This is a genomic window from Streptomyces sp. NPDC042201, from assembly GCF_055582185.1.
Genome location: NZ_JBVJDS010000002.1, coordinates 356,443 through 370,733 on the forward strand (window position 1 = coordinate 356,443; position 14,291 = coordinate 370,733).

Consider the following 14,291-nt stretch of genomic DNA (forward strand, 5'->3'; position numbering starts at 1 on the left):
AACGACAGGATTTCTGACGACATCGGGCAGTGGTGGGGGATCAGCGCACCGGAGCTCCCGGGCCCAGCGGGATGCCGAGCAGCCACCAGGCGAAGAAGAGCACCGTCCAGGCGACCAGCATCGCCAGGGCGACCGGCAGGGTGCAGGAGACGAGTGTGCCGATGCCCGCGTTCTTCTTGCGGGTCTGGATGAAGCCGACCGTCAGCATGAAGGTGGTGCTCATGGGAGTGATCGAGTTCGTGCAGGAGTCGGCTATCCGGTAGAGCGCCATCGTCGTCGCCGGATTGATGTGCAGCAGCATCAGCATCGGGACCAGGACCGGAGCGACCAGGGCCCACAGCGCCTGACCGCTGGTGATCAGCAGGTTCATACAGGCGACGGCGGCGATGAGGGCCGCGAAGAGGATCAGGGTCGGCGCGCCCATCTCGCGGATGGCGTCGGCGCCCCTCACCGCGACGTACGTCCCGATGTTCGTCCACTTGAAGAGCGCCACGAACTGCGAGACCGCGAAGAAGATCACCAGCAGCGGCGCGATGGAACGCAGCCCGTCCGCCATGAAGGCCGGCACATCGTGGTTGGAGGCGATGGCGCGGGTGAGCCTGCCGTACACCACACCGATGACCAGGAAGAAGAGCGCGAGGAAGATCGCGATGTTGTCGAAGAGCGGGGACTCGATGACGGCGCCGTCCGCCGCTCGGAGCGGCGAGTGCCGGGGCAGGGTGGCGAGGGCGATCAGCGCCCAGTAGGCCAGGGCGGCCCAGCCCGTCAGCTTCAGCGCGCGGATCTCGCGGGGGCCCGGCGCGGGGCGCGCCCCGTCCGTCAGCACGTCGGGGTCGTCCGGCATCAGCGTGTTCTCGCGCCGTGCCAGCACCCGTTCGACCACGAAAGTGATGACGAAGGCGAGCACGACGGCCGACACGGTCGTGAAGTACATGTTGTCGGTCGCGCGGACGACGGTGTCGGGCGAGACCGTCTGCGCGGCCTCGGTCGCCATCGCCGCGAAAGCCGCGTCACCGGGTGCGATCAGCGGGTTCGCGTCACCGGCCGCGTTGATGGAGACGAAGGCCACGATCATGCCGAGGACCGGTGAGCGGCCCACCGTCTGGAAGGCGATGGCGCCGAGCGGGATCAGGATGATGTACGCGGAGTCCGAGAGGAACTTCGACAGCGCACCGGCGAGGGCCACGGCCAGCACCACGTACCCGGCGGGCACCCGGGCGAGCGACTTGCGGGCCAGCGTCTCGAAGAAGCCCGCACGCTCGGCGACGGCCACGCCCAGCATCACGATCGTGACGGTCCCGAGCGGACCGAAGGTGACGAAGTTCTCCTCGATCATCGAGAGGAACTCGCGCGAGCCCTCCACGGAGAGCACCGTCTGCACGGCGACCCGCTTGCCCGTGGCCGGGTCGGCGACACCGAGCCCGCCCGCGGCCATCGCCCAGCTCGCCACAGCCGTGATCGCGAAGAGGATCCAGAAGAGCCAGAAGGGGTGCGGGAGGCGGTTTCCGGTGCGCTCGATCGCGCTGAGGAATCTCATGAGCCTGGGTGGTGCGGGGTCGACGGCTGTGGTGTCCACGGCTGCCATGGGCCCTCCTTCTGCGGTGCGACTGCTGTGGGTGGGTCGAACGGTGCCGTCGACCTGTCGGGGTGGCGCGGGAACGGCCGGCGGCCGGCCGGCGCCCTGGGGGTGGGCGGTACGGCCGAGCCGGAGGCGGTCTGCGGTGCGGCGACCCTACGAGCAGCTAAGAGGAGTCTGACCAGGGTTACCTGGGCCGCGGTAATCGGGGTCCGGGGAGACGGCCGCGGCCGCAGTCTCGACGTACGAAGAGTCTCGGCGTACCAGAAGCCCCGGCGTACGGACAGTCCCCCGTACGGACAGTCCCCCGTACGGACAGTCCTCCGTATGGACAGTCCCCTGTACGGACAGTCCCCGCGTACGCCGCTCGTCCACGGCCGGTGTTCGAGCGCGCCGGGAGCGCCGAGCGAGTCGTACGTCAGCACCGCCTCGCACCATGGGAGTCCCCTTGTCCGCTGCCGCCCCCACGCCGCAGTCCCTTGCCGCCGAAATCTCCGCTCTGCGGCCGCGCATGGAGAGCGTCAGCCGCGCGATCCACGCCAGGCCCGAGCTGAAGTTCGAAGAGGTCCACGCCCAGGAGGTGCTGACCGGTTGGCTGGCCGAGGCCGGCTTCACGGTGAAAGCGCCGGTCGGCGGCGTCGGCACCGCCTTCGTCGCGGTCCATGAGGGGAGCGCGCCAGGACCGTACGTCGCCGTGCTCGCCGAGTACGACGCGCTGCCCGGCATCGGGCACGGCTGCGGTCACAACCTGATCGCGGCGGGCGGCGTGGCCGCCGCGATAGCCGCCGTACGGGCACTGCCCGATCATCCCGGCACCATCGCCGTGATCGGCACGCCGGGCGAGGAGATGGGGGGCGCGGGCAAGATCCGGCTGGCCGACGCGGGGGTCTTCGAGGGGGTGGACGCGGCCGTGATGTTCCATCCGGCGGACCGTTCGCTGACCACCCGGCACGGCCTGGCCGCGGCACATCTCCGGGTCGCCTTCTCCGGCGTCAGCGCCCACGCGGCCAAGTCGCCGTGGGAGGGGCGGAGCGCGCTCGCCGCCGCGCAGCTCTTCCTGAACGCTCTCGACGCCATGCGTCAGTTCATGCCGCCGACCGCCCGGATCCACGGGATCGTCACGGACGGTGGGGAGGCCCCGAATGTGGTCCCGGCCCATGCCGCGGTTGATCTGTATGTGCGGGACCGCACGGCGTCGTCCGCCGAGGCGCTGGTCGCCCGGGTCCACCGGGCCGCGCACGGGGTGGCCATGGCCACCGAGACCGAGGCCGAGGTGTCCGAGACCGGCCCGATGTACGCGGACCGGCGCAACAACACGGTGCTGGCCGAGCGCTTCGGGGAGACCGTACGTGCGCTGGGCCTGGACATCGTGCCGGGCGACCCGGCGACCCCGGCGGGCTCCTCCGACATCGGCAATCTCTCGCAGCTGCTGCCGGTCATTCACCCGTACGTCCAGATCGCCGCGACGGGGACGCCGAGTCACTCGGAGGCGATGCGGGAGGCCGCGGTCACGGCGCACGCCCATGACCGCACGGCGATTGCCGCGACCGGGCTGGCGCGGGTGGTGAGCGACCTGGTCGCAGACCCGGAGTTCCTGGCGGCGGCGCGTGCGGAGTTCGAGGGCGCCGGGCAAGGTGCCTGACGGGAGGGTTCGGCCGGTCTCCCGGGGCCCTGAGCGGGCGGCGGGACCGGTGCGTACGGGCCGGGGCCCGCACGTCCGGCCGGTACGTAAACTTCCCGTATGTCGGTCGTCATCGTCCTGGAGGGGGCCGGGCCCGGCTCCTTCACGGTGGCGGTGTCCCCGCTCGCGGAGCTCTCCGCCTGTCTGCACGCGCTGACCGAGTCCGGCCACCACCCGGAGCTGCGGGACTGGGGGCGTACGGTCACCGCGGGCGCGTCCGCGGAACTCCGCGCCGGGCTGCGGCGGTTCTCACCGCTGTGGTCCGCGCTGCGCTGGCGCGGTTTCTACCCGGGGCTCGACGGTACGAGGACGGCCGGCGGCCCCACGACGGGTACGGGCGCGGCGGGCAGGGCCATGACGGGTACGGGCGCTGCGGGTACGGGCGCGGCGGGTACGGACAGGGCTCGTACGGGCCACGCGCCGGACACCGCCGGTCCGCCTGATCCGCCCGGTACCGGCCGCCTCGGCCCCGGCCTCGGCGAGCAGCTCCGTACCCTCGCGGAACTGCCCACCGGCCGCTTCGCCGAGCTGACCGCCTTCGCCTGCGTGAACGGCTACACCCGCTTCGACTTCTCCCGGCTGCTGCGCTCCGCCGAGCAGCGGGCCGCACTCGAACACGCCGCCGCCGCGCTGTCGGCCGGGCGGCAGGAACTCGCCGCGCAGCTGCTGCGCGACCCCGAGGGCTGCCGCGCCGACCTGCTCGGCTTCCTCGACCTGTGCCGCTCGGAGTTCTTCGCGGACGCCTGGGCGGGGACCGAGCCCGAGCTCACCCGCTCCGCGCTCGCGGTGCGGCGACGGCTGGCGACGGGCAGAGGGCGCGGTCCGGGTGCCGGGCGAGGTCCCGGCGGCACCGAAGACCTCGCGGAGGCCCTCGCCTCCCTCAGCCCCGACTCCTCCCGCCTCGCCGGACCGCCGCGCGTCGTCTTCGACAAACTGCACCACTCGGTGATCACTCCGGCGCGCACTCCGGTCATCCTCGTCCCCACCCGCTACAACTCACCGCACCTCGTCGTCAAGAACGAACCGGGTCTGCCGCCCGTACTGCACTACCCGGTGGACGCCCCCGAGGTGGGCGTCACGCTCGCCCGCAGCCGGATGCTGGCGCTGACCGATCCGCACCGGGTACGGCTGTGCCGGCTGATCGCCCGGGAGCCGATGACCACCCTGGACCTGGCGGCGAGGCTGTCGATGACCCCGCCACAGGTCTCGCGCCATCTGCGGGCCCTGCGCGACCTCGGCCTGGTCGGGACCGAACGGAGCGGCCGCTTCGTCCACTACCGTCTTGACCTCTCGGCGGTCGAGCGCATCGGCCAGGACGTGGTCCGGGCGCTCCAGCACTGATGAGGAGTCAGCATGCCGATGGACCGGCAGCCCATGGATCTTCCGTCGTACGAGGCGCGGGTGCGCAGCGGACCGTGCTTCGTCTGCGCGTTCCTCGCGGGGGATCCCGCGTACCGGCACGAGACGGTCCATGAGGACGAGGAGCATGTGGCCTTCCTCGACCGGTGGCCCACGCTGCCCGGCAGAGTCCTGGTCGCGCCGAAAGCACATATCGAGCACGCGGTCCGGGAGCTGGACGAGGCCGCGTACAGGCGACTGATGCTGGTCGTACGGACGGTGGCGCTGGCGGTGGAGGACACGCTGAAGCCCGAGCGGACATATCTGCTGTCACTGGGGAGCCAGCAGGGCAACGCGCATCTGCACTGGCATATCGCGGGGCTGCCGCCCGGGGTGCCCTACGAGCAGCAGCAGTACCACGCGCTGATGACCGAGAACGGGGTGCTGGCCGCGCGGGAGCAGGCCCCCGACCTGGCCGCGCGCCTGCGCGGAGCCGTCGCCGAGCGGCTGCGGACCGCCTGACGCCGGGGACGGCCTGACGCCGCGGACCGCCTGACGCGCACCCGCTAGGAGAGATGGCCGGTCAGTGCGCCGGGAACGCGTGGCGGCGAGCCGCCGCCACGGTCACCAGGGCGACGGCGATCAGCGGCAGGGCCGTCCAGGGCAGGGCGCCCGCCCCGCCCCCTGAGCTCTCCAGGACGACACCGCCGGCCAGAGATCCGGCGGCGATACCGCCGTTGTAGACGGTGGTCTGCATGGAGGTCGCCACATCCGCGTCGGCGGGGCCCGAGATACGCACCAGCGCGGTCTGGAGCAGCGTAGGCGCTCCGCCGAAGGCGACACCCCACGCGGCGACCGCCGTCAGCAGCACCACGGGGCTGTCCCCGAACAGGCCGAGGGCGAGCATCGCGGCCGTGATCAGGGCGAGAGCGCCGAGGAGGGTCGGCCGTGGACGGCGGTCGATCAGGGCGCCGACGATCCAGATCCCGGCGACCGTGGCGACGCCGAAGACGAGCAGGACCAGCCCGGTGCGGCCGAAGCCCGAGCGTGCGGAGAACGGCGCCATGTACGTATACACGGCCTGGTGACCCAGCAGCAGGAGCAGAGTGATGGCCAGCACCGCAGGGATGCCGGGCAGGGTAGCGATACGGCGCAGCGGAACGCGGTCGGCGGCCGGTTCGCCGGGGAAGTCGGGGACCTGCCATCTCACCCAGGCCACCAGGACCACGGCCAGGACGGCCACCGTGGCGAAGGCGGCGCGCCAGCCGAGGAGCGCGGCCAGGGCGGTGCCGGCGGGGATACCGAGGGAGAGTGCGACGGTGATGCCGGCCAGGACGACGGCGATGGCACGGCCCCGGCGTTCGGCCGGGACCATCCGGGCGGCGTAGCCGGCGAGCATCGCCCACATCGTGCCGCCCATGACGCCGGCCAGCAGCCGGGCCCCGAAGGTGAGCGGGTAGGAGGAGGAGAAGGCGGTGACGGCGTTGCAGAGCGCGAAGCCGGCGAGCGCGCCGATGAGCACCGGGCGGCGGCGCAGGCCACGCAGCGCCGCGGTGAGGGGGATCGCGGCGAGAAAGGAAGCGGCCGCGTAGCCGGTTACGAGGAATCCGACCCGGCCTTCGGACACCTGCAGGCTCCGGCCCATCGGCGGCAGCAGGCCGGCGGGGAGCAACTCGGTCATCACGGCGGTGAACGCGGCCGTGAACAGGGCCAACAGGCCCCACAACGGCAGTTTCCCGGTCGGTGTGGCAGACATGCGACCATGGTGAAACCTTCACATCAATGTGAAGGCAAGCGCGGTCGTACGACCCGCCAGCAGGCCCCCGAGGAGCGCAGCGCCATGAAGATCGGTGAACTGTCCCGGCGCACCGGCGTTCCCACCCGGATGCTGCGCTACTACGAGGAGCAGGACCTGCTGCACCCCGGGCGGGCCGACAACGGCTACCGCCGCTACGACGAATCGGCGCTCCATCGCGTCCAGCAGATCCGCGGACTTCTCGACTCCGGCCTCACCACCGAGATCATCCGCACCATCCTGCCCTTCCTGAACAAGCCGGACGAGATCCATCTCCACCCGGAATGCCTGACCCCGGAGACCGCGGCGCTGCTGCGCGGCGAGGCCGTACGGATCCAGCAGCGCATCGACTGCCTGGCCCGAAACCGCGACGCCATCCGCGCCTACCTCGCCGCCGTCCAGCCGGAGACCGCGGGCTGATCCGCGAGGATCCGCGAGGATCCGCCGGACAGGACCGGACCTACGTGACGTCGTTCGGGCGGGACATGCGCAGGGCCAGTTCGCGCAGGACGTCCGCCGAGGTGACGTCCGTACGGCCGGTGTCATGGGCGTCGGCGAGTTCGGAGAAGACGAAGGTGAAGGCGCCGATCAGCTGCATGATGGCGGGCAGCGCCGCCTCGGTCACCGCGTGCGCCGCTTCGAGCGGGGTGGCGTCCTGGGACACCTCGAACGAGGGAAAGACCTCGGCGAGCAACGAGCCGATCTGCCCTTCCCCGGAGTCCCTGTCCGCCGGCTCCCCGTCCGACTCGTCGTCAACTCTCGCGTCCACGCCCCGGTTGGCGGTGCGGATCCACTCCGCGGACTGCGTGAGAATGCCGATGGCCCTGAGGACGACTTCGCTCTGCTCCATGCCGAGAGTGTCCATCATGCGGGCAGGTGTGTGACCCCGTTCCGCCCTGCCCGCCCGGGCACCGCGCCCGCGTCGCCCGCGCCGCGCGGAACACGTCGCCCGCACCGCGCGGAAGTGGCCAAAAGCCGGACGCGGCCCCGGGATCGGACCTACTCTCGAATGGTGTCGGGCGAGTCCGGCCGGGTGCTCGTTGTCGACGACAACAGGGTCATCAGGCAGCTGATCAGGGTCAATCTCGAGCTTGAGGGCTTCGAGGTCGTGACCGCGGCCGATGGTGCCGAGTGCCTGGACGTGGTGCACGAGGTCCGGCCCGATGTCGTCACTCTCGATGTGGTCATGCCCCGCCTGGACGGGCTGCGTACCGCCGCGCGGCTGCGCGCCGACCCGCGCACCAGCGGTCTGCCGGTCGCGATCATCAGCGCCTGTACGCAGTACGAAGTGGATTCCGGCCTCGGCGCGGGAGTGGACGCCTTTCTCGCCAAGCCCTTCGAGCCCGCGGAGCTGATCCGGCTGGTCCGGCGGCTCAGAGCGGAGGGCCCGCCGTCCGTGGACGGCAGGTACGGCGCCGGGCGGGCGAGGAGCACACGGGGCTGACCGCATCGCGAAACCGGTTCGCGAAGAGGCCCCCCTCCTCCCATACGCTGGTCCCGTGACCCCCGCAGAACTCTCCCGAACCGTGCTGCACGCCGTGTGCCGCGCGGTCGAGGACGATGTCCTGCCGGGGCCCGTGCCCGAGCGGGTCACGGTCGAGCGGCCCCGCCCCGGCGGCAGCGGGGACTACGCCACCAATGTCGCGCTGCGGCTGGCGGGCCCCGCGGGACGCCCGCCCCGCGAGATCGCCGAGATCCTGCGCGCCCGCATCCTGAGCTCCGGACCGAGCGGCGGCCCGGCCCAAGACATCGGCGAGGGCATCGGCCGGTCCGTCGGCCGGTCCATCGTCCGGATCGAGATCACAGGACCGGGCTTCCTGAACTTCACCCTGGGCCGCGACAGCCGCGCCGGACTGGTCCGTACGGTGCTGCGCGCAGGCCCCCGATACGGACACGGCGACGCACTCGCCGGCACGGCCGTGGCGCTCGCGCCCGCCGAAGAACCGCGGGCCGCGCTCTGGACCCGCACGGTCGTCGGGCTGCTCCGTTCGCAGGGCGCCGAGGCAGCGGTCGTACCGGGCGCCGCGGAGGAACTGCGGGTCGTGCCCGCACCGGCCGCCGACGACCCCTTCGCCCGGCTCGGCCCCGACGCCGCCCGCTGGGGGCTGCTGCGGCCCGCCGCCCACGACCGGCCGCGGCTCGGCGCGGAGCTGCTCGTACAGCGCGAGAGCAATCCCCTGTTCCGCGTGCGCTACGCGTACGCCCGCACGCGCGCCCTCGCGCGCAACGCCGTACAACTGGACATCACCCCGGGATACGCGGAATCCGCCGACCCGGACGAGGCACCGGCCCTCCTCACCGCCCTCGGCGACCACCCCGCCGTCCTGGAAGCCGCCGCCCGGCTGCGCGCGCCCGACCGGCTCGCCCGCCATCTCGAACACACCGCGGAGGCGTTCCTGCGCTTCCAGGAGACCAGCCGCCCGCTGCCGCTCGGCGACGAGAAACCCTCGGCCGCCCACAGCTCCCGGCTCGCGCTCGCCGAAGCCGCCGGGGCTGTGCTGGCCGGTGGCCTGTCCCTGCTCGGCATCGATGCCCCCGAACACCTCTGAGAAAGCCAAGAGAGCCACGAGATGAGCCGTTCCGCACACCCCGCAGGCCCCCGCCACGCGGATGTCATCACCGAGGGGCACTACACCGCCCCGGCCGCCGATCTCAACGCGCTGGACGAGAAGGTCTGGTCGCGTACGGTCCGCCGGAACGAGGAGGGTGTGGCGACCGTCGGGGGGATCGAAGTGACCCGGCTGGCCGAGGAGTTCGGCACCCCGGCGTACTTCCTCGACGAGACCGACTTCCGCGCCCGCTGCCGCGCCTGGTCCGATGCCTTCGGCAAGGACGCGGACGTGTTCTACGCGGGCAAGGCGTTTCTCTCCCGGGCCGTCGTCCGCTGGCTGCACGAAGAGGGCCTGAACCTCGATGTGTGCTCCGGGGGCGAACTGGCCACCGCGCTGGCCGCCGGAATGCCCGCCGAGCGCATCGCCTTCCACGGGAACAACAAGTCCGCCCAGGAGATCGAGCGGGCCGTGTCCGTCGGGGTCGGCCGTATCGTCCTCGACTCCTTCCAGGAGATCGTGCAGGTCGCGCATATCGCGCGGAGCCTCGGCAAGCGCCAGCGCGTCCAGATCCGGGTCACGGTCGGCGTCGAGGCCCATACGCATGAATTCATCGCCACGGCGCACGAAGACCAGAAGTTCGGGATCGCGCTCGCCGGCGGCCAGGCCGCCGAGGCCGTCAGAAGGGCCCTCGGGCTCGACGGGATCGAGCTGATCGGCATCCACTCGCACATCGGCTCGCAGATCTTCGACATGGCCGGCTTCGAGGTCTCCGCCCGCCGCGTCGTGCAGCTGCTCGCCGAGGTCCGCGACGAGCACGGCGTCGAGCTGCCCGAGATCGACCTCGGCGGCGGCCTCGGTATCGCGTACACCTCCGAGGACGACCCGAGCGAGCCGCACGACATCGCCAAGGCGCTCAGCGACATCGTCACCCGTGAGTGTGAGGCGGCGGGACTCAGCACCCCCCGGATCTCCGTCGAGCCGGGCCGCGCGATCGTCGGTCCCACAGCCTTCACCCTGTACGAGGTCGGCACCATCAAGCCGCTGGAAGGGCTGCGCACGTATGTCAGTGTGGATGGCGGCATGTCCGACAACATCCGTACGGCCCTGTACGACGCCGAGTACAGCGTGGCGCTCGTCTCGCGCCGCTCCGACGCCGAGCCGATGCTGTCGCGCGTCGTCGGCAAGCACTGCGAGAGCGGCGACATCGTCGTACGCGACGCGTTCCTGCCCGCCGACCTGGCGCCCGGCGACCTGATCGCCGTCCCCGCCACCGGCGCGTACTGCCGCTCGATGGCGAGCAACTACAACCACGCGCTCCGGCCGCCCGTCGTGGCGGTCAGGGACGGCGAGGCGCGCGTCATCGTCCGGCGCGAGACGGAGGAAGATCTGCTGCGTCTCGATGTCGGTCAGTGAAATACATGTCTCGAATTCTGGACGAAGGGAAGAAACTCCCGTCCGGTGAGTGAGACTGGTTGGCACTCAGGCTTCAAGGGCTGTGGTCTATGAAAGGCGTAGGTCGGATGATGCGTACGCGTCCGCTGAAGGTGGCGCTGCTGGGCTGTGGTGTGGTCGGCTCAGAGGTGGCGCGCATCATGACGACGCACGCCGACGACCTTGCCGCACGGATCGGCGCCCCGGTGGAACTGGCCGGGGTCGCCGTCCGGCGCCCTTCCCGGGTGCGTGCGGGCATCGACCCCGCCCTGGTCACCACCGACGCCACCGCCCTCGTCAAACGCGGCGACATCGACGTGGTCGTCGAGGTCATCGGCGGGATCGAGCCCGCCCGCGCCCTCATCACCGCCGCCTTCGAGCACGGCGCCTCCGTGGTCTCCGCCAACAAGGCGCTGCTCGCCGAGGACGGCGCGACCCTCTACGAGGCGGCTGCCCAGCACGGCAGGGACCTCTACTTCGAGGCCGCGGTCGCCGGCGCCATCCCGCTGATCCGGCCGCTGCGCGAGTCCCTCGCCGGCGACAAGGTCAACCGCGTCCTCGGCATCGTCAACGGCACGACCAACTTCATCCTCGACCGGATGGACAGCGCGGGAGCCGGCTACTCCGAGGCGCTCGACGAGGCCACCGCCCTCGGGTACGCGGAGGCCGACCCGACCGCCGACGTCGAGGGCTTCGACGCCGCCGCCAAGGCCGCCATCCTCGCCGGGATCGCCTTCCACACGCGCGTACGCCTCGACGACGTACACCGCGAGGGCATCACGGAGGTCACCTCCGCCGACCTCGCCTCCGCCCAGCGCATGGGCTGCACCGTCAAGCTCCTCGCCATCTGCGAGCGCGCCGCCGACGGCCGGTCCGTCACCGCGCGCGTCCACCCGGCGATGATTCCGCTCAGCCATCCGCTCGCCTCCGTGCGGGAGGCATACAACGCGGTCTTCGTCGAGGCCGAGGCGGCCGGACAGCTGATGTTCTACGGTCCCGGCGCGGGCGGCGCGCCGACCGCCTCCGCCGTCCTCGGCGACCTGGTCGCCGTCTGCCGCAACCGGCTCAACGAGGCCACGGGGCCCGGTGAGTCCGCGTACACCCAACTGCCCGTGAGCCCCATGGGCGAGGTCGTGACGCGCTATCACATCAGCCTCGACGTGGCCGACAAGCCGGGTGTGCTCGCCCAGGTCGCGACGGTCTTCGCCGAGCACGGCGTGTCCATCGACACGGTCCGCCAGAAGGGAAAGGACGGCGAGGCCTCCCTTGTCGTCGTCACCCACCGCGCGCTCGACTCCGCCCTCTCCGGGACCGTCGAAGCGCTGCGCAAGCTCGACACCGTCCGCGGTGTCGCCAGCATCATGCGTGTTGAAGGGGAGTAAGGGAACCCATGACCAGCAATGGCACCCACCAGTGGCGCGGCATTATCGAGGAGTACCGGGACCGCCTCCCGGTGACGGACACGACGCCGGTCGTCACGCTCCGCGAGGGCGGTACGCCGCTCGTACCCGCGCAGGTGCTGTCCGAGCGAACGGGCTGTGAGGTGCATCTCAAGGTCGAGGGCGCCAACCCGACCGGCTCCTTCAAGGACCGCGGCATGACCATGGCCATCAGCCGGGCCAAGGAGGAGGGCGCCCAGGCGGTCATCTGCGCCTCCACCGGCAACACCTCCGCCTCGGCGGCCGCCTACGCGGTACGGGCCGGGATGGTCTGCGCCGTACTGGTGCCCCAGGGCAAGATCGCGCTCGGCAAGATGGGCCAGGCCCTGGTCCACGGCGCGCGCATCCTCCAGGTCGAGGGCAACTTCGACGACTGCCTGACGCTGGCCCGCTCGCTGGCCGACAACTACCCGGTGGCGCTGGTCAATTCCGTCAATCCGGTCAGGATCGAGGGCCAGAAGACCGCCGCCTTCGAGATCGTGGACGCGCTGGGCGACGCCCCGGACATCCATGTGCTGCCGGTCGGGAACGCCGGCAACATCACGGCGTACTGGAAGGGGTACACCGAGTACGCCGCCGACGGCCCGGCGGCCGGCACCCCGCGCATGTGGGGCTTCCAGGCTTCCGGCTCCGCGCCCATCGTGCGCGGCGAGGTCGTCAAGGACCCGCACACCGTTGCCACCGCGATCCGGATCGGCAACCCGGCGTCCTGGCAGTTCGCGCTGGCGGCCCGTGACGAGTCCGGCGGCTTCATCGACGAGGTGACGGACCGGCAGATCCTCTCCGCCTACCGCCTGTTGGCCTCCCAGGAGGGCGTCTTCGTCGAGCCCGCCTCGGCCGCCTCCGTGGCCGGCCTGCTCAAGGCCGCCGAGGAGGGCAAGGTCGACCCCGGCCAGCGCATCGTCTGCACGGTCACCGGCAACGGACTCAAGGACCCGGACTGGGCGGTCGCGGGAGCGCCCCAGCCGGTCACCGTCCCCGTCGACGCGGTCCAGGCCGCGGAGCGTCTCGGCCTGAACTGACGTACCCGTCCCGGGCCCCGCACGGGCCCGGGACCGGGCCCCCGGCCCCGGGCATCACGGGGCGAAGCACGGCAAGGCCGACATAGGCGCACAGCAAGGCATGCGACACGCATCGTGCGCCTCCTGTGCGCCCTATGTCGCCACAGAACCTTCCTTCGATAGGCTGTACCTCACCCGCCCCGCCGCACATGCCGCGGTGTTGTCGCCCCCGTGGCCCCCCGGGTGTTCGCCACCTCCCCGAACATCTCGCAGTCAGCACATCTCGCCGTCACAAGGAGAGTCGTCAGAGCGATGGCCGGTCCCGCGTTCCGCGCCGCCGCCGTACGGGTGCGCACCCCCGCCACCAGCGCCAATCTCGGCCCGGGCTTCGATGCCTTCGGCCTGTCGCTGGGGCTCTACGACGACGTGGTCGTCCGCGTGGCCGACTCCGGCCTCCACGTCGACATCGCGGGTGAGGGCTCCGACACGCTTCCCCGCGACGAGAACCATCTGCTCGTACGCTCCCTGCGCACGGCCTTCGACCTGCTCGGCGGACAGCCGCGCGGCCTGGAGGTCGTCTGCGCCAACCGCATCCCGCACGGCCGCGGTCTGGGCTCCTCCTCGGCGGCCATCTGCGCCGGGATCGTCGCCGCCCGCGCGGTGACCATAGGCGGGGACGCCAGGCTCGACGACGCGGCCGTGCTGGAACTGGCCACCGAGATCGAGGGCCACCCCGACAATGTCGCCGCCTGTCTGCTCGGCGGCTTCACGCTGGCCTGGATGGACGGCGGAGCGGCGCGCGCGATCAGGATGGACCCCGTCGATTCCATCGTTCCGGTGGTTTTCGTCCCCGGCGAACCGGTCCTCACGGAAACGGCCCGCGGCCTGCTGCCGCGCACCGTCCCCCATGTGGACGCGGCGGTCAACGCCGGCCGTGCGGCCCTGCTCGTCGAGGCGCTGACCAGGCGCCCCGAGCTGCTGCTGCCGGCCACCGAGGACCGGATCCACCAGGAGTACCGGTCCCCGGCGATGCCGCAGAGCCTCGCCCTGGTCAACCGACTGCGCGCGGACGGTGTCCCCGCGGTCATCTCCGGCGCGGGCCCCACGGTGCTCGCGCTGGTCGAGGACGGTGCGGCCGACAAGGTCGCACGGCTGGTGGGGGAGGGATGGGCTGCCTACCGGCTCTCCCTCGACGGCGCGGGTGCGAGTGTTCTGCCGCTCGGCTCGTCGTGACAGGAGATTGCCGGTGAGTGAGAGGGGGAATGTTTGTTGGAGCCGGTAGTGTTAACCTCAAGTCTGCAACCGACGTCTTTGTGGCGCGGTGCTTCGTGTCCCGATTCGGGACCACCCTTCTTCCGGGAGCCTCCCCAACTGCCTGAGCAGCCTGCCTGAGCAGTTTTGAGCACGCACCGGAAACCGGCACGACACCCCCCGTTTTTCCCAGCGGTGGGCCGAGCAGGGGGACCTCGGGCCGGACC

At 71.7% G+C, this 14,291-nt stretch carries 13 protein-coding genes; 10 read left to right on the top strand and 3 right to left on the bottom strand.

All coding sequences use genetic code 11. The annotated features are described in order from the left end of the window. Positions 1 to 40 precede the first annotated feature (40 nt). Complete coding sequence (locus tag ACZ6MZ_RS05505; RefSeq protein ID WP_389788410.1) at positions 41 to 1,585, bottom strand: AbgT family transporter; 1,545 nt, start codon at positions 1,583 to 1,585, stop codon at positions 41 to 43. A gap of 439 nt (positions 1,586 to 2,024) precedes the next feature. Here ACZ6MZ_RS05505 and ACZ6MZ_RS05510 point away from each other — a divergent pair, with 439 nt between their 5' ends. The 3 genes from ACZ6MZ_RS05510 (at position 2,025) to ACZ6MZ_RS05520 (ending at position 5,117) form a co-directional block, all read left to right on the top strand. After that, the gene (locus ACZ6MZ_RS05510) at positions 2,025 to 3,218 is read left to right on the top strand and encodes a M20 family metallopeptidase (RefSeq protein ID WP_469349993.1); all 1,194 of its coding nucleotides are present in this window, start codon (positions 2,025 to 2,027) and stop codon (positions 3,216 to 3,218) included. Positions 3,219 to 3,317: 99 nt separating this feature from the next. Continuing rightward, entirely contained in the window at positions 3,318 to 4,598 is a 1,281-nt protein-coding gene (locus ACZ6MZ_RS05515) for a DUF5937 family protein (RefSeq protein WP_469349995.1), read from the top strand. Positions 4,599 to 4,610: 12 nt separating this feature from the next. Next, positions 4,611 to 5,117 carry an HIT family protein gene (locus tag ACZ6MZ_RS05520; RefSeq protein ID WP_469349997.1) on the top strand — a complete coding sequence of 169 codons (507 nt, stop codon included), beginning with the start codon at positions 4,611 to 4,613 and terminating at the stop codon, positions 5,115 to 5,117. A 61-nt stretch (positions 5,118 to 5,178) separates the two neighbouring features. Here the strand turns inward: ACZ6MZ_RS05520 and ACZ6MZ_RS05525 are convergent, their stop codons facing one another. Beyond that, a complete protein-coding gene (locus ACZ6MZ_RS05525) occupies positions 5,179 to 6,351 on the bottom strand; it encodes an MFS transporter (RefSeq protein ID WP_469350000.1) in 1,173 nt (390 codons plus the stop codon). An 84-nt stretch (positions 6,352 to 6,435) separates the two neighbouring features. On the opposite strand from ACZ6MZ_RS05525, the gene ACZ6MZ_RS05530 reads away from it, so the two are divergent. Next, positions 6,436 to 6,810 carry a MerR family transcriptional regulator gene (locus ACZ6MZ_RS05530; RefSeq protein ID WP_469350002.1) on the top strand — a complete coding sequence of 125 codons (375 nt, stop codon included), beginning with the start codon at positions 6,436 to 6,438 and terminating at the stop codon, positions 6,808 to 6,810. Between the two features lie 40 nt (positions 6,811 to 6,850). Here the strand turns inward: ACZ6MZ_RS05530 and ACZ6MZ_RS05535 are convergent, their stop codons facing one another. Next, a complete protein-coding gene (locus tag ACZ6MZ_RS05535; protein ID WP_389788398.1) occupies positions 6,851 to 7,240 on the bottom strand; it encodes a hypothetical protein in 390 nt (129 codons plus the stop codon). 159 nt (positions 7,241 to 7,399) lie between these two features. Between ACZ6MZ_RS05535 and ACZ6MZ_RS05540 the strand changes: the two genes are divergently transcribed. The 6 genes from ACZ6MZ_RS05540 (at position 7,400) to thrB (ending at position 14,046) form a co-directional block, all read left to right on the top strand. Beyond that, complete coding sequence (locus ACZ6MZ_RS05540; protein ID WP_386878187.1) at positions 7,400 to 7,834, top strand: response regulator; 435 nt, start codon at positions 7,400 to 7,402, stop codon at positions 7,832 to 7,834. 55 nt (positions 7,835 to 7,889) lie between these two features. Further along, positions 7,890 to 8,939 (top strand): ArgS-related anticodon-binding protein NrtL, encoded by a 1,050-nt coding sequence (gene nrtL, locus ACZ6MZ_RS05545; RefSeq protein ID WP_469350005.1) that lies wholly within the window; start codon positions 7,890 to 7,892, stop codon positions 8,937 to 8,939. A gap of 21 nt (positions 8,940 to 8,960) precedes the next feature. Next, positions 8,961 to 10,355, top strand: a complete 1,395-nt coding sequence (lysA, locus tag ACZ6MZ_RS05550) for a diaminopimelate decarboxylase (RefSeq protein WP_469350007.1) — start codon at positions 8,961 to 8,963, stop codon at positions 10,353 to 10,355. 107 nt (positions 10,356 to 10,462) lie between these two features. Then, positions 10,463 to 11,755 (top strand): homoserine dehydrogenase, encoded by a 1,293-nt coding sequence (locus tag ACZ6MZ_RS05555; protein ID WP_384186337.1) that lies wholly within the window; start codon positions 10,463 to 10,465, stop codon positions 11,753 to 11,755. A gap of 8 nt (positions 11,756 to 11,763) precedes the next feature. Further along, a complete protein-coding gene (gene thrC, locus ACZ6MZ_RS05560; RefSeq protein ID WP_384335568.1) occupies positions 11,764 to 12,834 on the top strand; it encodes a threonine synthase in 1,071 nt (356 codons plus the stop codon). A gap of 291 nt (positions 12,835 to 13,125) precedes the next feature. Next, positions 13,126 to 14,046, top strand: coding sequence for a homoserine kinase (gene thrB, locus ACZ6MZ_RS05565; protein WP_384186343.1), 921 nt, complete (start codon positions 13,126 to 13,128; stop codon positions 14,044 to 14,046). The last annotated feature ends 245 nt before the right edge of the window (positions 14,047 to 14,291 follow it).